Consider the following 16,393-nt stretch of genomic DNA (forward strand, 5'->3'; position numbering starts at 1 on the left):
TTCCCGGGAGGTCTTAATATGACCGAAAAAACACGTCTCAAAGCTATAAGATTTCCCGAATACCTCGTCCGGGACTTAAGCAAGCACGTTAGACGGGGCAAACAAAGCGACTTCATTATCAGGGCCACCGAAGAAGCTCTCCTGCGGTTGAAGCAGGCGAAAGCCCTTAAGGAGTACCAGGGTGTATTTACCCCTGACGAATACCCTGAATTTAGAGACCGGGAAAGCATCGAAGCATGGGTAAGAAACTTGCGCCAGGAAGCAGAAGAAAGGCTGGCCAGGTGGTCGCGAGATGAAAAATAAAACCCCGGTCAAAGGCTTTTTGCTGGACACTACGGCCTTAATTGATTTCTTGCGCGGCGACAAACACACCATCGCCCTTCTTGAAGTCCTCAAAGATAAGGCTCCCTTGGCCGCCTGCCCCATAACTGTGGCCGAAGTTTTTTCCGGGGCCCGGGAAAAGGAGCTCCTCGTAGTAGAACGGTTTCTCTCCAGCCTGAAGTTTTACCCCATAGACTACGAATCCTCCCGCCTGGCCGGCCGCTGGCGTTACACTTATGCCAGAAAAGGCATCACCCTTAGCCTGCCCGATACCCTCATAGCGGCCGTAGCCCTCCGCAACAACCTGGCTCTGGTAACGGCAAATGACAGGCATTACCCCATGGAGGAACTGATTATCATCACCCACTAAGCACTGGCGGCAGGTAGGGACCGGCGAATAGAGGCGGCCGCTCAAAAGCCGCCTGGGCAGGATGGGTAAAAACAAAGAGCAGGTCAATGATTTCCTGGTCGCTGCATACCCTTACCTTTAAGCCGGACCGTTCCAGGTTGCTTGCCAGTTCATGCGCCCTTTGCAGGACTTCTACCTGCTCCTTCCCCGGAAGCAAAATGTAATATCTTCTTTCCAGCGCCTCCCCGCTGGCCACTAGAGTAGCCACGTAGCGGGTATATTCCTGCAGGAGCTTCTTCCGCGCCGGGTTGCCAGTCTCCCGGGCCAGGTCCTGCAAGCCTTTGAGGTAGGCGTCCAGGTCCACCGGCCGGCCCAGGGAAAGGATTTGGAAGGCCTCCCGCTGGCCGTTCAGGGCTTCGTGGACAGCGGTAATGACGCGCATCTTCTCGTTCTCCGATTTCAAGGCCAGGTTGAAGGGCTCAACCTTCAAGACCGCCACCACCTGGCCGTCTTTCCTGGTTATTACCCCGCCGGCAATGTCCTTCCAGGGCAGCCAGTCCTGGACCGCTTTCCTGGCCGCCGTATTATCAACCTGTTGCTGTTTGGGAGGTTTCTTTTTCACCGGTAGTTTGAAAGCCATATCCTCACTCTCCTTTGGTCACGTATAGATACCGCCGCTGGGCCATAGACCAGCGCCGCCACTGCTGGATGAGGTCCAGGAGGCTCAGGCCGTTCGGCCCCTGTTTGGTGACGAAGAAGGCCAGTCCCGGCGGCAGGACGAAGAGGACGAAGCGGACTACGGATTTGGTAAACAAGCCGGAAAGGAAAAACAACGCCAAACCCACTAAAGCCCCGGCAACTACTGCCGCCAGCTCAAACCAGCCGAAGCCGGGGAAAAACTCGAATTTAGCCGATACATTTCTGGGTATCAGGTACATGCGTTAAATTAACACCTCCTGCCTTTAAACTTTTACATTACTCCCCATGCCTTGCCCCATAACCTGCCTATCAGCAAGCCCAGGGCCAGGCCTGGCAAGGCTGCCGAAAAGCGCCACACCCATTCTTTAAACCTGATGCCGCAGTATTTAGCGCCCGCGCTGGCACATGCAACGTAGTGTGAGCTAAGACCACCTGAAGCGACAGTAAGCCAGCTGTAGACAAATTGGCCGGGACCAAAGGAATAATTCATTAAATCAAAGAAAACGGCGCCTAATACCATCCAGAAAGAGGCAAAAAGCCCGTCAAAGAATATACGCATGATAGAGGTGCTGTAACGGTAGAGGGAATAACCCGGGAGTAAAGATATTCCAGCAACAAAAATCAGGTATAATAGAGCGCCCGCGCCGAAAAGAGCAGTCATCGCTAATCTACCCCCTCATGAACACCCTCCGCATGATATACATGGTCCCTGCCGTCTGGCCGGCGTGGCTCATAGCCCCTCCTAAACCGGTATGGTAGGCGAACTGCCGCAGGACGGCAGGGGTCTTGAAGGCCACCCAAAGCCAGCCGATCAGAAGGAACAACTTCAACACGTCGGAGTTAAAGGTAAAGGTCATGGTGGTCGCGAGAAACCCCTTCATCATGAAGGTCTGCAGGGCCTGGGAACTGGACAGGACCACCAATTCCCGCCACCACACCGCCGCCACCCCTTCATCGGCCCTGGTCAAACCCACCGCCATAATCGGTCCCACGGCGGCTAGGGCGGCCACCTCGACCGCCCGGATGCCGGTCTGGATGAGGATCAAGGCCCAAATAACGATAGCAGCGATAGCGGTAATCATGATCAGGAAGGGCGTCGTGCCCACGGAAACGATGGTGTCGATAAAGTTGGCCGGGTTGGGATTCACTGCCGAGAGGTTGGCCACGCTCTGGGCCAGGTCGTTGCCCCAGGTGTAAACGGTCTTCACCAGCCAGGGCCCGGCGCCGATGACGGCTGCAGCCATGGCGGTGCGCTTTAACAGCCCTCCCGGGTCTGCCCCCGGATCGCCGTGGGTATGCAGGATATAGACTTGTAATGCTTCGGCCCCCACCTTGACGGCCAGCAGGCTCCCGGCTACTGCCTGGGCCAGGTGGACGGCGCTCTGCACGTATACCGAGTCTAAAATCTGTAACGCCAGGGCCATCTCATTGCCAGCAAAGGCGGCGAAGGTAGTCAGGGCGTTCTCCATGATACCTGCCAGGAACTTATTGATGGCATTGATAATGAGGTTAGCGACTATATCCAAACTCTCTCCCTCCCCCATAAAGGGAACAGGCCCGGTATCGCCGGGCCTGCGCTATATAAACCTAACCCTGGAAATAACTTAAAAAGACCTTGGTGATACCCACCGCCGATTCGCCAATGGCGCCGCCAATTAAAACGTTCCGCATAGCCCGGTTGTGGGCGGCGGCCGTGGCCGGGTCACCGTCGGACATCTGCTTCATCAGGGCGTGGTAGCCGATGGCCGCCCCGGACCCGGCAGGGATAATGCCTAGCAGCCAGGAAGTAACGTCGTTAAGCAGGTTTATTGCTCCGGTGACAATCTGGGGCTGGCCACCGCTGGTGGCGGCAAAGGCGGCTTTGGCAAAGGCAAGCAGGATGACGGGCACATACGGGCCGGCTTTCTTTAGGACACCGGCAAGCTTTTCCAACATGGTTTCTCGTCCCCCTTTTAGAGATTAGAGATAACATCTGCGTCATTGTCCCCGGGGTCAACTGTAACGGCCTCTTGCCTCCCCGCCATCGGCCCGGGTAACCACACCGGCGGGGCCGTTATCACCCCCTGATCAGGTTTTTCTGTAGCGGCAGGCGTTAAATAGCCAGCAATGGGCCAGGCCGAGAGGTCCAGCAAGGGCAATCGAGCCGGGTTTTCCCTGGCCTGAAGAATTAAAGCCCATCCCTTTGGCCAGCGCCGCACCTCGTCGGGCAGGAGCAAAGGCCTGCCGGTTAAAGCTTCCGTAGTCCCGGAAGAGTAATCAGCGGCCCGCACCTGGCTGGAGTAGCTTTCCGTCCGCACCGTGTATTTGCCCGTCATATTGCTGATTGTCTCGGCAGTCTTTTCATCGGTCGTAGATAAATAAACCCAGGTAGCGCAATTGCCGGTAATGGTCCCGGCCGCCTCTTTGTACTTGGTCTTAATCTGGGATAAATCCTGGATGGCCAGGAGGAAACGCATCCCCCGCCCGGCCGCAACCGTGAGCCGGTGGTCAAAATCAGGTACAGGAGGTAGGTTTCCTATCTCGTCCAGGAGGAAATTAACCCGGACCGGGAGCCTGCCGCCGCAACTATAGGCGGTATCCACCAGGGCCTGGTAAACCTGGCTGATGTACAGGGTGGCCAGGACGTTCCTGGTGCTCCTCTCGTCGGGCACCACCAGGAACACCGCTGCTTTTTCCAGCCCGAGGATAGTTATGTCGTGGTCCTGAGCTGCTGTCAGCCAGGCCACCTCCGGGTCGGCCCAAAGCCTCAACTGTGCCGCCGTGCCGGTAAAGATGCTGGAACGCAGCCGGTCCTCGGACAGGGCCGCCACGCCGTAGGCCGCCCGGGCCGGGTGGCCCTGGGGGAAACGCCGGAAGTATTCGTCCAGCTTTTCTCCACCGCCACTGCCAAGTTCCGTCAGCAGGGCGTAGGCGCTGGCCAGGTGCTTGGTTCCTTCGGGGGCCTGGTCCGCCACCGCCAGGGCCAGGGCCGCCGTCAGGCTCTCCTGGGCCTGGGGCCAGATGCTGTCCCCGTAGTGGGGCTGCTGGTGGGTGATTATATTGCCTATATCCCAGGCCGCCTGGCTGGCGGCCGGGATATTCCCCTCCCGGAGGGCCTTGCTCACCGGCTCCAGCGGGTTCCACCTGCTGCCGCGGTAAGGCTGGCGCAAGTCGATAAGTACTACCCTGTAACCCTGGCGCTTCAGATACCCGCTAGTCATGGTATGAAGCTCTCCCTTGGGATCGGTGACCAGCATTGATTGCCCAGCATTGGCCAGGGTCCAGATGGTGGGCATAATGATCCGCCGGGATTTGCCGCTCCGGGTGGCCCCGATGACCAGACAGTGGGTATCACCAGCGTCCAGCCAAGCGATAAACCCCTTCCCCTCTTCCGCCCCTACCACGAAGCCGCCCGGAGATTTGCCGGTTAGATCCCAGAGGGTCAAAGTGGTGGCGATCTCCTTCCTGGTCCGCCACCGGGCTGTGCCGTGCTGGCCCTGGCCGGCCGCCTCCGGGCCGCCTATATCATTTCTGGCTTTACTTTTCCGCCTGGTAGCCGGCCACAAAATGGATATGGCTGCAGCGCCAAAAGCGGGCTGCAGCCATATCCAGGTGTTACGCATCTTTTCATCCTTCACCAGTATTGCCGGCCCGGCCAGGGGGCGGGCCAGGGTTTCTTTCTTCCAGGCTTCCAGGCCGGGCTTAAAGCCCTGGACTTTGATAAATAAGGGCAGCTTTAGCACCAACGGAACCAATAGCAGGTCCAATAAAACCAGGAGCAATAAAATGACATGGCGGAATTTAATTTTCACAACATCCCCATCTCCCTTCCTTCTTCCCTTGCCCGGCGCCGGCGGCGTTCCAGGTCCCTTTCCGCCAAAAGCTGCGCCTGGGCCTCAGCCCGGGTGCGCTCGCGCTCCAGGGCCCGCCAGGCGGCCTTCCAGACGCTGTTGGCTATCCGGCTTTTTTCAACCTGGATTTGCCTGCTTTCCCCTTTTTCTTTGAACTCTAATTCCCTCTCCAGGCGGTTTATAGCAGCCGCGCCTTTCAACACCACCTGGGCCACACGGTCACGGATATCTTCATAAGCCTTCCGGGCCGCCTCGTCCAGAGCTTCAGGTTTTAAGGTATAATGGGAGGCGATTTGCCTGGCTAATTCCTGGTAGCGCCCAGCGGATTGGCTAAAACCGGGCTGCTTCAGTATCCAGTCGGCGATTTCCCTGGCCTGGGCTTTCACCTCGGCGGGCATATAGGCTAGGGCTATACGGCCCTTACCGGGCATAATCCTGGCCAGGTCCTGCAGCATCCTCACCAGCAATTCTTCTCTACCGGGGGTAAGGACGGGCGGCATCTTGGGGCTGGAGCCCAAAAAAGCCCTGGCTTCCAGTCGGGCCATTTGCACCTCTTGCATAAACCCTGTCACTTTCGTTATATCATTACCTACCAGCTCCCTGATCGCGTCCCTGATGGCCGTCTTTTCTGCCGTAAGGCGGTCCCTTTCCTCGCGGAAAACCTCCCGGGCAAAGGAACGGAAAACCCCTTTTCTTTCTCCCGGCTCCAGGTAGCCCTGCCTCCTGGCGGTGCCATGTTCTTCCTCCCAAATAACCACATGACAATGGGGATGACCCTCTTTGCGGTGGAAGGCCGCCACCCAGCGGGCATGATCCGGGTCCAGGTGCATGGCCTTGATGGCGTTGTTAACGCCGTTCTCAATGGCAGCCTGCCACTTTTCCCGCTCCACCAGGCCCAGGCGTTCCGCGTCGTCCTGCCGCAGGGAAACTATCACCCGCCAGACAGGCAGGTTATGCCTGTCCAGCTTGCTCCCTACTTCCTGCCAGTCGGGAACCGGCTCTCCTTCCGGTCCGAAAAGGCCGGAACTCCCGGGCCTTTCCGCCGCGTACTTTACATGTCCGGCAGCGGTGCCCAGTTCGACAGGGAAATCTTCATCCCCGACGCGGTAGGCTTCCGGATCGCCCCGGTCCGCTTCGGGCTTGGTGGCAATATACCGGATATGGTTATAATTACAGGCCATCTTTTTGGTGCCAGGCTGGTAGTACGCCACGTTGACGATGACCACGCTTTTGCTCATCCGTTAACCCCGCCGCCTTCCTCGGGTAAAAGTAAATCTCCTATTGGACCATCAGATACTTCCCACCGTAACTTCTGTTGTAACGGATGCTTGTCTACGCGGGGCCTGCTCGGGCGATTCCAACTCCCGCCTCCAGCCTGTCCCATACAACGCCAACCAGCTGCGCGAAGACTTGTACCCGGCTCAGTAGTAAGAATATATGTTACTAATCGCCGATATCCCATCGCCCGTGTTGCCCGCCATGCCGCTGCATAAAGGGCGGAACAAGCGTTTTTACATCCATCTGTAGCCAGCCGTCTAACTTCCAAAGTCCATCCATCATCAAGTACCCGTGATACTGGCCTCCCTATTATGGCCACACCCCGGATATTGTTTTTCTCATCAGCTACTGCGATAGAAAATTTATGTCCTTTAACTGGTCCATGATGACGATGGTATTGCTTGATAAAAGCGTTAGCCTCATCAAGTGTGCAGGGTACTATTATGAGTTTTGGTTGTCGGTTCATGTTAGCACCACCAATCTAACCCTTCTCTTTTTAGTTAGGAACCGGCTCTCCACCGGATATAGTTATAGTTGTCGCCCACCTTTTTAATCCCGAACTGGTAATAGGCCACGGTGACAACAACCACGTTCTTGCTCATGGTTGGTCAACCTCACTATCATTTTCAGGTAGACGTAGATATTCAACCGCTTTCTTCCTGGCAATATGGTAAATATCGGCAGCGTCGCGTTTGCCCAGGTCATTAAGTACCTGGACATTAAGGAACATGGCCGTGGCCCCGGCCATGGTGGATTTGACCAACAGTCCGGCCAGCCGGTCTACATCCTTTTTGATGGCCCGGCGTATCGCCCGGTCAAGGGCCTCGCGGCCGTCGATGGCGGCTTCTTCGTTAAGGGCTTTTTCTAAAATATCCCTGACTAAAACTGCAACCGACAATTCCCTCCTGGTAGCTTCAGCACGCAATCGCTTATCCAGGTCGTCTGTAACCCTAATTTGGATAATTTTAGAAAACCTGCTCATGTATTCGCACCTCCATTACAAAAAATCTGTGGAACACAAAAATTTGACAGGCGAAATGTAGTACAAAGAAAAGACAGAAACCACAAAAAGAAATACAAAAAGCATTACACGAATTATAAATAACTGCCAGGCTCTGCCTGGCATGTGTAATCGCGGGCGACTGCCCGCTTAACCTGCCTTCAGGGAGGAGCGCGCCGGCATCGCCGGAAAGTAACGCTCCTCCCTGGTAGTTAGGTGACCCGCTAGAATCAGGAAGGCCTGCGTTAGCAGGCCAACCTTTGGTAACGTGATCCTGGTCAATTTGGGTGTCCATTATTGGCGGGTCCTGCCCCGCACAATAAAGTCCCTTTGGAGAAAATAAAACACCCCGCAGGTTTACACCTACCGGGTGCTTTACAGGTGGTACTCTATTGTTTCCGGTTGGGTCAAGATATGGCGGATAAAGTTTCCTTCCCGTTTCATTAAGGCTTCAATTTCTTCGGGAGTATAGGCTAATGGTTCTACCGGCTCCATGATGCGGGCAACAGCTTTACCAAGGACCTCCCACCTGCGCCAGGCCGGCATTTTAGAAAAATCACGGGAGATTACTATAATGTCTATGTCGCTATTCTCGTTGGCCTCGCCCCTTGCGTGGGATCCGTAAAGGAAAGCCCTGTCTACTTTAATGCCTTGCGAGGTTACCGCCTGGAGGAAGTCCTTTATTATCTTCTCGACTGCAGTTCTATCTTGAGACATTGCATCACTTCCCTGGTTGATTTGTTCTGCCTATCCCCCTGCTTTCATGAATATACTATACTGATAACATATTTTTCCACCATCAAATGTTATAGTACCTTATGGTGCCGCAGATGGCAATAGCTATGGTTTTGTATATCCTTCCAAGACCAAGAGGTAAACCTCTGTATGTAACGGCCCTTAACGTTTTTGTTGTAGTACCAGGCCGGCAACCTTACACCTAGCAAAATAAAAACACTCGGCAGGTTTTACTACCAGGTGCATTACAATATTACTTTTCCTTTGCTTATGATTTCATCATGCAGGAACTCCCCCTGCTTGGCATTACGGTATTGTTCAAGGGAATACGGGCGGGGAGACAGGTCGTAATCAATTTGTTCCGCGAGCTTCTTTAGCATAATGGTTTCTTCTATCCTGTCTTTCCCCAAGTCAGGGCTAATAATGGCCACATCGATATCGCTATCTTCGCCGGCGCGGCCCTCTGCATAAGAGCCAAAAAGGATGGCGGTAGCGACGTTAATCTTGCTTTTCCTGAGTAATTTTACATACTCTTTTACCGTCAATTCAACTTGCTTGCCAGCCATTGAAACACTTCCTCCGCCTTTTTAATAATGTCTCGGGTATGTTCTTCTGTGCATTTGGCGCTTAATTCGGCCTTTTCTTCGGGGTAACGAGCTTCAATATAATATACCGTTAATCGTCGTAAATAATCGATCATGTCGTTATCGCATTCCTCAAGAAGGCCGGCGGCTTTTGCAAGAGCTACCAGGTCATGTTTGCGCGGCGGCACTTTCCCATACCGCTCATAATATACCGCTTTCAACGCTTTCTCAAGGGCTTGTTGACAGAGGAATATTGCCCATAAATATCGTTTCCCCTCAAAGTTATATTTTGCGGTATCTAAATCCTCTGCGGCAATTTTTAACCATGCTTCGGCTTGCTTTTTCATAAAATCACCTGTCCAGGTTTATATACAGCTTTTTCCACTCCAAAAACATAGTACCATATGATATCGCCAAAATCAATCAAACAACTCTTATCTCCAGCCCTGCCACCAGGGCGTCGTCTATCCCTTTTTCCTCTTTCGACGTGGCTCTCCATGTCGCCTCCCGGACCGTTATACCCAGTTTCTTTAATTCTGCCGCCAGCATTCTTTTGCCCCTGGCCACTTCTTTGTTGGTTTCCTGGTCCCTGTCGTAGGCGATAACTACTTCTTTTGCCCCCAGTTCCAGCACCTCCGGGACCACCGGTTTCCAGGAAGTGGCGCCCTGGGCGCCTATGACCACCGCGCCGAGGTAGGCCGCGGCAATATCCGCCTTTAACTGTCCTTCGGTAATCCATACCCGGCTGTCCTTTACTTCTATAGGCCTGGCTACATGGGCGGGAGTACCGCAGGAGCAGCCGCCCTGATCACTGTGGCCGCTAAACAGCATATATTTCCCGTTTCTGATGTCGTCCATCCGCCGCTGGAGGGCCTGGATCCGCCCTTGGGCATCCCGGATGGGAATAAAGTAACCTGGGGACGAATTGAACGTCCAGTAACTGCCGCCGTATTTGCTTTCGGCCCGGTAAAATCCGGGTATGCCGGCTAAGTCCAAACCGCTGTGGATTAACTTCTTGCATATTATCCAGGGATTTACATGCTCGGGTATGGATTTATAACCATTTCTCTTGATATCCTCCTCCTTTAAACCGCGGCGCAACAGTTCCTTTTTGTGCCGGGGATACAGGTCCAACAGCCTTAAAAAATGGCGGTAAACCCTGTCGCGCGCTTCTACCGGCGCCGGCTGGACTTGCGGGTTTAAAAATTCCTCCCATTGCTTGCCGGGAGCGACCCTTCCCGGCTCCAGCCGGTGCAGGTGGGCCACTTGGCCGTTGCTGAGGATGATATGTTTAAAAGCTCCTTCGCTTACCCTCATGCAGCTGCAAAGGTAGCTGTTAAACCCGCACCAGTCCGTTTTGCCGCATATTGGGCAGGGCTCGCGACGCGATGCTTTTCTAAAACTCTCATACTCTAGCTCTAGCCTGGCCGCTCCCATTTCTCCTCTCCTCCTTTGCTTACGGCTTTATCTGTCAACCTTTCTGGCTTTAAGGGAGGTAACGCCGCACCAGTAATCTGAAGGCTTGATGCCCCACTTCTTGCAGGCCAGGCGTTTCGCTTGGCTGGAATCCTTGGCTTCCACAACCAGTTTTCTCCCGCTCGGAGCCTTGACTTCGTACTGTGGCATTGTTGCTACCTCCTTTTTAGTCCCTGTATCCCGGGCGGTAGGCTGTTTGCCCGGGAGGCAAGGGTTTGGTCCGGCCTGCTATTTTTTATGCCACCTTATCCGCCGCCATGCCCGCCGCGTTGAATATGCGCTCCAGCACTTCTTCCACTTCGCTTAAGACTGCCATGATCGCCTTCAGGGCCGCCTTTGGGTCCCGGCCGGCGTAATGCTTGATGTACTCCCACCCGTGCCAGAGGTACCCTTTCGCCCCGTATAGCTCGCATAAAACGCAGGCCACCGTTTCCGCAATTATCTCCTGGTCCTGGTGCTGGCCTCCTTTTAGCGGCCGGATGGTGTTATGGACCGCATGGGCCAGTTCGTGGAAGAATACGTCTACGTCGTGGGAATAAAGGATTACCTGCTTCTGCCCGGGCCGGAAAGCGCCGACGGCCTGGCCGGCAAAGGGTTGGTATTTCACCTCTAACCCGAACCGCCTGGCCACTTCATAAAGGGGCGGCAGTTCCGGCGGGGAATAATCAGCTTGCGGCAACGGCTCCCCTTCCGTATCTTCGTACCTAAAGACCGGCACTCCCCGGAAGCCGGTTACGATTATTTTTTCCTCCTGTTTTTCTTCCCCGGTTTCCGGATCTATCACTTTCTGGATAACCTTCCTGGTCATCGGCGCCAGAATGTAAAAGGCCCTGGCTCCCTTCTTCACCTGCCTGCCGGCCTCCCGCCACTGCTGGTAGCCCCGGGCGTCCTCCGTCCCGGCGATGAGCATCAGCAGCCGGTTGCCCAGGCTCCACTTATCGCTCGGTTTGCCGTAGCCCGCCCGGGCGTTGATAAAGGTCCGCGCCGCCTTCTCCGGCAGTTCCCCACTCTGAAACATGGCCAGTAAACTATTCACTGCCTGCTTGACCTTGCTTTCCTCCAGTTTTACAGCCATCCGTATCGCCTCCTTATCTTTTTGGCCTTTCGGCCCTTGGCCTTCCGGCCTTAACAGACAAGCTTGCCGCCCGGCCGGGAGGCAAGGGCGGCCCGCAGGGCCGGGCCGAGGAATAAATGGAGGGGACCCGACCGGAGGGCGGGGCGGAGGCCGTTTATGCCGCAGGCCGGACCCTTGCCGGACCGGCCAGGGCGGCGGTATAATTCGAGGTTGGCCGGAAGGCCTGGAGGCTTAAAATCAAGGCAGCAGGTGCGCTTTAGCGCTCCTGCTGCCTACCGCTGTTGTCTTTATGATAAGGCCGCCGCTACGTTAGCCCGTAAGGGCTTAGGCGTTGCGGCGGCCCCCTATCCTCCCTTATCCCCTTGCTCTTTAAAAAACCGGCAGGCTGCCCCGTAAGGGTTAACTTTTCTGGATGCAATCTCGCAATGTCCGCGTTTTTTGCCCCAGTAATGCCGGCAGGCAGCGCATACTTTGGCCCCCGGTGCTTGTAAAGCCTTTGCAGTACCCCCGGGTCCAGTTTTTGTGTCCATGTCCCGCCACCTCCATGGGCTTTGATCAAGTAGCAACTGTTTCTAGCCTTTTTCCCCATATCACCTCGTAAGTGTGGGTGGCAAACAACTCCTGCACTTCAAACTGCATCCTCTTGACCGCCATTTCCAGGTAGGCGGGGTTCAGGTCAATATAAATGCTGTTTCTCCCCAACTGCTTTGCCGCCAGGGATGTGGTCCCGGACCCGCCGAAGGGATCCAGGACCGTGCCTCCAGGGGGACAACCTGCTAAGATACACGGTTTGATCAGGTCGAGAGGATAAACAGCAAAGTGGGCTTCCGAAAAAGGTTTGGTCGGTACAATCCACACTGAGCGTTTATTGCGCTTTTCCCTGGGTTGATACCGGGCATTGAAGCCGGTATAACGACGGTTACCTGTTTCAGCTTGTGTCCTGCGGCCGTTGTGGGGAATGCCTATCACCGCTGCCGAACCCCGCGGGCTGTCGGGATCCCCGCTGACGGCATCTTCCTGGATAGCCTCGTAGTCGTAGTAATACCTCTCGGATTTGCTCAGGAGGAAGAGGTATTCGTGAGCCTTGGTAGGCCTGTCAACCACGCTTTCAGGCATGGCGTTGGGCTTGTACCAGATAATATCGCTGCGGAGGTACCAGCCGGCATTGCGGAGGGCGAAGGCCACCGCCCAGGGAATACCCGCCAGGTCTTTGTTTTTCAGACCAGGAACCCTGCCCCTGTTCGCCTGCATATGATAGAGACGGCGCCCGGTCCCCTTCTGGCACCTCTTTTCATCCCACTTTCCCTCTTTACCCGGGCTGGCGTAGCAGTCGCCCAGGTTTAACCAGAGAGTCCCGTCTGGCCGGAGCACCCGCCTGACCTCGGAAAAAATACCTACTAGCCTAGCAATATATTTTTCCGGGGTTTCTTCCCCTCCCACCTGGCCCTCCATCCCATAATCGCGCAGTCCCCAGTAGGGCGGGGAAGTAACGCAACAGTTGACGCTTTCTGCCGGCAGCCCTTTAAGGATCTCCAGGGCATCACCAAGGAAGAACTTGTGATGGGTATTCATCCTCCTTACACCTCCCGCCATAAATTAGACTAATCTGTATAATTCCCGGTACTTGTCATGCTCTTTGCCGGTTCCCGGCGGCCTGGGCAACTTCCCTTTTCCCTTCCTGACCGGTTTCGGCCCCGGCAAATACCGATAGTCCTCCCGGCAGGCCTCCAGCAGCCAGCCCACCGTATTTGCTTTTTCTTTGCCGCTCTCAAGCATCTTGATTTTCTGCTCCACGTATCCCGGCGGGTAACCTACCAGTTCGTTAAGTACGGCTTCAGGCAATGGGTACCCTACGGTTTTTATAAATAAATCTTGTATTTTGACTTTGGCATCCGCTTCCAGGACCACCGGGCTTTCCGGCCGAGCTTGGCAGCCGACGGGAATTTCTGGCTTCTTCTCGGTTCCTTCGGCATTTACGGGGAAAACCTCCGGCCCCCCAGTTCCGGAACCTCCAGCTACGCCAGTTCCCGTACTAACGCATTTAGCAATTTCTTGTTGGCCTCCCTCGCCAGCCGGGTTTTGACCGGAGGCCGCCTTAACAACAACAACATATTCTTCATCTGAGTATTCTTTATGCCCAAGCTGCTGTGCATCTTGATGCACAAGTCCTTGTGCATCCGGATGCACACCTACGTGTGCATCCTTTATTTTCAAGGCTTGAGAGGGATCATGCAGGTAATATATATTCGTCTGGTTTAACCCCCGCCGCTTCCAGCTTACTAAACCGGCGGTCCTAAGTTCTTTCAGGTATTTCTCTATTGTGTTTCTATGGCAGCCGGCAATCTGGGCCAACCGCTCGTGCCCTGGCCAGCACTCATTTTCTTGCCAGGCGAAAGACAAAAGAATGATATAAAGCCATCGCGCCCCTATTGACAGGGAAGAATCGTATAAAACTGCATTAGGCGCCGAAGTAAAGCCTTTCTTGAGTACGGGACTGTCGATTATTAAGGTCTTTTCCAAATTGCCCCCTCCTTGTCCGCTGCCTGCAATAAAAAAAGCCGGCGGCTTTTAGGCCACCGGCAAGGAGGAGGTTACTTTCTTAAGCTTGGGCAATATGGCGGAAAGGCAATACCGGTACATTAATTTGTTTAATTGGCTTGATATCCGAATCCAATAGAGCCTCTATATCCTTGGAAGTCCTGGCGGAAATTAATTGTTCGCCGCAGTCTTTACAAACCTGGGCCGGTACTCCTTCTATCACGATTAGCCGGCCTTTATAACGAAAATCAAGCTGGATAGATTTCTCTTCAAAAGTTCCACCACATATGGGACAAATGTTCAGTTCGTTCATTTCGGCTGCTGCTCCTTACGCCCGACTTTGTGACTACCTGCTGCGCCCTTTGAAAGCCCATTCCGCTTCATCTCAGGCTTCCCATGCCTTTTCCATTTTAGCCCGGGCAAATAATTTTTTCAGGTCGCTATCGGTCATAAAATATTAATCCCTTCCCGGCTTATATTTTGATAAAAGGGCCCGGCCCGGAACAGGGGAGATTGAAACTCTTGGAGATCATATACAAGGGCTATTACCGGTATATCTTCTTTAAGGCTAATTTCGAATGCTTCGTCTATGATAGTTTCACGGATTTTTTTATCAAGCTTTTCAGTAACCACAAGAACATCAATATCAGAGTCCGGTTCGTAGTCTCCCCTTGCCTGGGAGCCGAAAAGGATTACCGACTTAACGGGGAGGTTCTTCCTTCTCAAAGTTTCTGCATATAGTTTAACAATATCTATAGCTTTCTTGCTAGGTTTACCATACATGCCAGTCATTGTGGCCCCCCCAAAACGATATTCAATCTCTTGATTTGATAAAGTCTTGGATTTGCTTGGCAATATCAAAAGCTCTTTGGGCGTCGGCTTCATTAGGCAAGCCCTCAGGTAAACTACCAACCGGAGCATTTGGGTACCTGGTAGGAATATAATACATATCAAGCATCAGGGCATTTTGCTGAAGCCCTTCAAATTCCCCCGCTATTTGCCGGCACAAGCTTATCAATGTGGGCAATTTGTGAATCCTGGGAGGGTTAACTTTATGCCTGACGAGAAAGGCTTTCAAGTATTTCTCGGCAGCTTGATGCGCGTGAAAGCAAGCCAAATTGTATAACCCCGCCTTGATAAGTTCAGCCGCAGCCCTGAGATCGTCGTCGGCATACTTAAGCCATGCTTCGTATTCTTGTTCCCGCCCTGTCATATACCACAACTCCCCTTTTTTCTACCTCTTCCCTCAAGAACAGGTTGTCATTCTCCAGCATCCGCCTGTACTCCTCCGGTGTATATACCAGGAAATCTACTCCTACCCGGGGATTGGTAAGTTTCGCCAAGAACAATAACCTGTCCATAAATCTCATATCTGTGTCCATGACAACCACTAGATCGAGATCGCTGTACTCATTAGCTTTCCCGCGTGCCAGGGAACCGAAAAGAATAATCTTTTCCGGCCGGCAATTTTCAATTATAATCCCGCTTATGCGGTCCAGTTCTTTTTTGAGATATTGGCTGTAAGCAGCCCCTCCATCCATATCGAAAAATCCCTCCTTCCTCTTCGTTACTGCCCCGGCTATGGCTCTGCCTATTTCCATGTCTCATATGCATATCGAACTGATAACATATTTTTCCACCCTCATACGTTATAGTACCATACGGAGCCGCAGATGGCAATCGCTATGGTTTTGCATATCCTTCCATGAGGTAAACCTCTGTATGTAACGTTCCCTAACATTCCTGTTGTAGGGCCAGGCCGGCATATAGACCTGCCCTACTGCTTCCTGAAGTCCCGCCGCCTCTATAGGGTCGTCTTCAAAGAACAGTCCTATCCCATAATGAGTCGCAAACACTTTTTTATATCCCCTGGGCAGGAAAACAATAGAACCGCGCGGGAAGCCGTGGACCGCAAGCCATTCTCGGGTTATATTTGCTGCTATGACCGGCCTGCTGGTAATGTATATAATCTCGTGTCCATGAAGTGCGTAATTCTTCAGAACTTCCACCGCGCCAGCAAGGGGTTTCGCCCGGGCCAACAGCGTTAGCCCCTCTGGGGTGGAGAAAAAGCCTGCCGGCAGCTCAGGGAAAGGATATACCTCCAGGGATACATCATAGCTTCTCAAAATTTCCGCGTTGACATTGGCAATGGTATTGCAAATGTCAACCCCTATCCTCATCCTGCCCGGTCCTTCCATCCATTTACTTGCCAACATTTTAATCGCCTCCCTATTTTTTATCCGGCCTTCGGCCCCTGGCCTTCCGGCCTTAACAGACAAGCTTGCCGCCCGGCCGGGAGGCAAGGGCGGCCCGCAGGGCCGGGCCGAGGAATAAATGGAGGGGACCCGCCCGGAGGGCGGGGCGGAGGCCGTTTATGCCGCAGGCCGGACCCTTGCCGGACCGGCCGGGGCGGCGGTACAAGCCTGGGCCGGCCGGAAGGCCAGGCTTTAAATCAAAGCAGCAGGTACGCTCTATCGTTCCTGCTGCTAACCTCTGCTGCCTTTTACG

Annotated in this window: 24 protein-coding genes; 2 read left to right on the plus strand and 22 right to left on the minus strand. The window is 54.0% G+C overall.

Features of this window, described 5'->3' with window-relative positions; all coding sequences use genetic code 11:
- Positions 1 to 18 precede the first annotated feature (18 nt).
- Positions 19 to 303 carry a hypothetical protein gene (locus MHFGQ_RS08390; RefSeq protein WP_106005497.1) on the plus strand — a complete coding sequence of 95 codons (285 nt, stop codon included), beginning with the start codon at positions 19 to 21 and terminating at the stop codon, positions 301 to 303.
- On the plus strand, positions 293 to 691 hold the full coding sequence (locus MHFGQ_RS08395) for a type II toxin-antitoxin system VapC family toxin (protein ID WP_106005498.1): 399 nt from the start codon (positions 293 to 295) through the stop codon (positions 689 to 691). Before MHFGQ_RS08390 ends, MHFGQ_RS08395 begins: the two co-directional genes overlap by 11 nt.
- Here the strand turns inward: MHFGQ_RS08395 and MHFGQ_RS08400 are convergent.
- From MHFGQ_RS08400 to MHFGQ_RS08505, 22 genes are all read right to left on the minus strand, one after another.
- A complete protein-coding gene (locus MHFGQ_RS08400; RefSeq protein WP_245907838.1) occupies positions 681 to 1,310 on the minus strand; it encodes a hypothetical protein in 630 nt (209 codons plus the stop codon). The two genes, MHFGQ_RS08395 and MHFGQ_RS08400, sit on opposite strands and share 11 nt — an antisense overlap.
- 4 nt (positions 1,311 to 1,314) lie before the next feature.
- The gene (locus MHFGQ_RS08405; protein ID WP_106005499.1) at positions 1,315 to 1,608 is read right to left on the minus strand and encodes a PrgI family mobile element protein; all 294 of its coding nucleotides are present in this window, start codon (positions 1,606 to 1,608) and stop codon (positions 1,315 to 1,317) included.
- Positions 1,609 to 1,640: 32 nt separating this feature from the next.
- A complete protein-coding gene (locus tag MHFGQ_RS08410) occupies positions 1,641 to 2,030 on the minus strand; it encodes a hypothetical protein (protein ID WP_106005500.1) in 390 nt (129 codons plus the stop codon).
- Positions 2,031 to 2,037: 7 nt separating this feature from the next.
- A complete protein-coding gene (locus MHFGQ_RS08415) occupies positions 2,038 to 2,895 on the minus strand; it encodes a conjugal transfer protein TrbL family protein (protein WP_277997023.1) in 858 nt (285 codons plus the stop codon).
- Positions 2,896 to 2,956: 61 nt separating this feature from the next.
- The gene (locus MHFGQ_RS08420) at positions 2,957 to 3,304 is read right to left on the minus strand and encodes a hypothetical protein (RefSeq protein ID WP_245907839.1); all 348 of its coding nucleotides are present in this window, start codon (positions 3,302 to 3,304) and stop codon (positions 2,957 to 2,959) included.
- A 17-nt stretch (positions 3,305 to 3,321) separates the two neighbouring features.
- Positions 3,322 to 5,154 (minus strand): VirD4-like conjugal transfer protein, CD1115 family, encoded by a 1,833-nt coding sequence (locus MHFGQ_RS08425; RefSeq protein ID WP_106005562.1) that lies wholly within the window; start codon positions 5,152 to 5,154, stop codon positions 3,322 to 3,324.
- A 2-nt stretch (positions 5,155 to 5,156) separates the two neighbouring features.
- The gene (gene mobP3 / locus MHFGQ_RS08430) at positions 5,157 to 6,437 is read right to left on the minus strand and encodes a MobP3 family relaxase (protein ID WP_106005502.1); all 1,281 of its coding nucleotides are present in this window, start codon (positions 6,435 to 6,437) and stop codon (positions 5,157 to 5,159) included.
- Entirely contained in the window at positions 6,434 to 6,943 is a 510-nt protein-coding gene (locus MHFGQ_RS08435) for an XF1762 family protein (RefSeq protein ID WP_106005503.1), read from the minus strand. Before MHFGQ_RS08435 ends, mobP3 begins: the two co-directional genes overlap by 4 nt.
- A 132-nt stretch (positions 6,944 to 7,075) precedes the next feature.
- Entirely contained in the window at positions 7,076 to 7,459 is a 384-nt protein-coding gene (locus MHFGQ_RS08440) for a ribbon-helix-helix protein, CopG family (protein WP_141265362.1), read from the minus strand.
- Positions 7,460 to 7,852: 393 nt separating this feature from the next.
- Complete coding sequence (locus MHFGQ_RS08445) at positions 7,853 to 8,194, minus strand: nucleotidyltransferase domain-containing protein (protein WP_106005504.1); 342 nt, start codon at positions 8,192 to 8,194, stop codon at positions 7,853 to 7,855.
- A 263-nt stretch (positions 8,195 to 8,457) separates the two neighbouring features.
- Complete coding sequence (locus tag MHFGQ_RS08450) at positions 8,458 to 8,778, minus strand: nucleotidyltransferase domain-containing protein (RefSeq protein ID WP_106005505.1); 321 nt, start codon at positions 8,776 to 8,778, stop codon at positions 8,458 to 8,460.
- Entirely contained in the window at positions 8,754 to 9,143 is a 390-nt protein-coding gene (locus MHFGQ_RS08455; RefSeq protein WP_106005506.1) for a HEPN domain-containing protein, read from the minus strand. Before MHFGQ_RS08455 ends, MHFGQ_RS08450 begins: the two co-directional genes overlap by 25 nt.
- Before the next feature lie 76 nt (positions 9,144 to 9,219).
- Positions 9,220 to 10,233, minus strand: coding sequence for a DUF3854 domain-containing protein (locus MHFGQ_RS08460; protein ID WP_170066272.1), 1,014 nt, complete (start codon positions 10,231 to 10,233; stop codon positions 9,220 to 9,222).
- A gap of 27 nt (positions 10,234 to 10,260) precedes the next feature.
- Entirely contained in the window at positions 10,261 to 10,422 is a 162-nt protein-coding gene (locus MHFGQ_RS08465) for a hypothetical protein (protein WP_170066273.1), read from the minus strand.
- 85 nt (positions 10,423 to 10,507) lie between these two features.
- A complete protein-coding gene (locus MHFGQ_RS08470) occupies positions 10,508 to 11,347 on the minus strand; it encodes an ArdC-like ssDNA-binding domain-containing protein (RefSeq protein WP_106005507.1) in 840 nt (279 codons plus the stop codon).
- A 555-nt stretch (positions 11,348 to 11,902) separates the two neighbouring features.
- Positions 11,903 to 12,919 (minus strand): DNA-methyltransferase, encoded by a 1,017-nt coding sequence (locus tag MHFGQ_RS08475; RefSeq protein WP_106005509.1) that lies wholly within the window; start codon positions 12,917 to 12,919, stop codon positions 11,903 to 11,905.
- A gap of 24 nt (positions 12,920 to 12,943) precedes the next feature.
- Positions 12,944 to 13,867 (minus strand): helix-turn-helix domain-containing protein, encoded by a 924-nt coding sequence (locus MHFGQ_RS08480; RefSeq protein ID WP_170066274.1) that lies wholly within the window; start codon positions 13,865 to 13,867, stop codon positions 12,944 to 12,946.
- 79 nt (positions 13,868 to 13,946) lie between these two features.
- Entirely contained in the window at positions 13,947 to 14,198 is a 252-nt protein-coding gene (locus MHFGQ_RS08485) for a type II toxin-antitoxin system MqsA family antitoxin (protein ID WP_106005511.1), read from the minus strand.
- 134 nt (positions 14,199 to 14,332) lie between these two features.
- Positions 14,333 to 14,677, minus strand: coding sequence for a nucleotidyltransferase domain-containing protein (locus MHFGQ_RS08490; protein WP_211292898.1), 345 nt, complete (start codon positions 14,675 to 14,677; stop codon positions 14,333 to 14,335).
- Positions 14,678 to 14,699: 22 nt separating this feature from the next.
- Positions 14,700 to 15,098, minus strand: a complete 399-nt coding sequence (locus tag MHFGQ_RS08495) for a HEPN domain-containing protein (protein ID WP_106005512.1) — start codon at positions 15,096 to 15,098, stop codon at positions 14,700 to 14,702.
- Positions 15,061 to 15,426, minus strand: coding sequence for a nucleotidyltransferase domain-containing protein (locus MHFGQ_RS08500; protein WP_106005513.1), 366 nt, complete (start codon positions 15,424 to 15,426; stop codon positions 15,061 to 15,063). Before MHFGQ_RS08500 ends, MHFGQ_RS08495 begins: the two co-directional genes overlap by 38 nt.
- Positions 15,427 to 15,534: 108 nt before the next feature.
- Entirely contained in the window at positions 15,535 to 16,083 is a 549-nt protein-coding gene (locus tag MHFGQ_RS08505) for a 5' nucleotidase, NT5C type (protein ID WP_343105499.1), read from the minus strand.
- Positions 16,084 to 16,393 lie beyond the last annotated feature (310 nt).

The organism is Moorella humiferrea (assembly GCF_039233145.1).
GTDB lineage: Bacteria > Bacillota > DSM-521 > Neomoorellales > Neomoorellaceae > Neomoorella > Neomoorella humiferrea.

Bases quoted from the DNA above. Each gene is read 5' to 3' on its own strand.
- MHFGQ_RS08390 (WP_106005497.1), top strand. From the start codon at position 19: ATGACCGAAAAAACACGTCTCAAAGCTATAAGATTTCCCGAATACCTC.
- MHFGQ_RS08395 (WP_106005498.1), top strand. From the start codon at position 293: ATGAAAAATAAAACCCCGGTCAAAGGCTTTTTGCTGGACACTACGGCC.
- MHFGQ_RS08400 (WP_245907838.1), bottom strand. From the start codon at position 1,310: ATGGCTTTCAAACTACCGGTGAAAAAGAAACCTCCCAAACAGCAACAG.
- MHFGQ_RS08405 (WP_106005499.1), bottom strand. From the start codon at position 1,608: ATGTACCTGATACCCAGAAATGTATCGGCTAAATTCGAGTTTTTCCCC.
- MHFGQ_RS08410 (WP_106005500.1), bottom strand. From the start codon at position 2,030: ATGACTGCTCTTTTCGGCGCGGGCGCTCTATTATACCTGATTTTTGTT.
- MHFGQ_RS08420 (WP_245907839.1), bottom strand. From the start codon at position 3,304: ATGTTGGAAAAGCTTGCCGGTGTCCTAAAGAAAGCCGGCCCGTATGTG.
- mobP3 (WP_106005502.1), bottom strand. From the start codon at position 6,437: ATGAGCAAAAGCGTGGTCATCGTCAACGTGGCGTACTACCAGCCTGGC.
- MHFGQ_RS08435 (WP_106005503.1), bottom strand. From the start codon at position 6,943: ATGAACCGACAACCAAAACTCATAATAGTACCCTGCACACTTGATGAG.
- MHFGQ_RS08440 (WP_141265362.1), bottom strand. From the start codon at position 7,459: ATGAGCAGGTTTTCTAAAATTATCCAAATTAGGGTTACAGACGACCTG.
- MHFGQ_RS08445 (WP_106005504.1), bottom strand. From the start codon at position 8,194: ATGTCTCAAGATAGAACTGCAGTCGAGAAGATAATAAAGGACTTCCTC.
- MHFGQ_RS08450 (WP_106005505.1), bottom strand. From the start codon at position 8,778: ATGGCTGGCAAGCAAGTTGAATTGACGGTAAAAGAGTATGTAAAATTA.
- MHFGQ_RS08455 (WP_106005506.1), bottom strand. From the start codon at position 9,143: ATGAAAAAGCAAGCCGAAGCATGGTTAAAAATTGCCGCAGAGGATTTA.
- MHFGQ_RS08460 (WP_170066272.1), bottom strand. From the start codon at position 10,233: ATGGGAGCGGCCAGGCTAGAGCTAGAGTATGAGAGTTTTAGAAAAGCA.
- MHFGQ_RS08465 (WP_170066273.1), bottom strand. From the start codon at position 10,422: ATGCCACAGTACGAAGTCAAGGCTCCGAGCGGGAGAAAACTGGTTGTG.
- MHFGQ_RS08470 (WP_106005507.1), bottom strand. From the start codon at position 11,347: ATGGCTGTAAAACTGGAGGAAAGCAAGGTCAAGCAGGCAGTGAATAGT.
- MHFGQ_RS08475 (WP_106005509.1), bottom strand. From the start codon at position 12,919: ATGAATACCCATCACAAGTTCTTCCTTGGTGATGCCCTGGAGATCCTT.
- MHFGQ_RS08485 (WP_106005511.1), bottom strand. From the start codon at position 14,198: ATGAACGAACTGAACATTTGTCCCATATGTGGTGGAACTTTTGAAGAG.
- MHFGQ_RS08490 (WP_211292898.1), bottom strand. From the start codon at position 14,677: ATGACTGGCATGTATGGTAAACCTAGCAAGAAAGCTATAGATATTGTT.
- MHFGQ_RS08495 (WP_106005512.1), bottom strand. From the start codon at position 15,098: ATGACAGGGCGGGAACAAGAATACGAAGCATGGCTTAAGTATGCCGAC.
- MHFGQ_RS08500 (WP_106005513.1), bottom strand. From the start codon at position 15,426: ATGGATGGAGGGGCTGCTTACAGCCAATATCTCAAAAAAGAACTGGAC.
- MHFGQ_RS08505 (WP_343105499.1), bottom strand. From the start codon at position 16,083: ATGGAAGGACCGGGCAGGATGAGGATAGGGGTTGACATTTGCAATACC.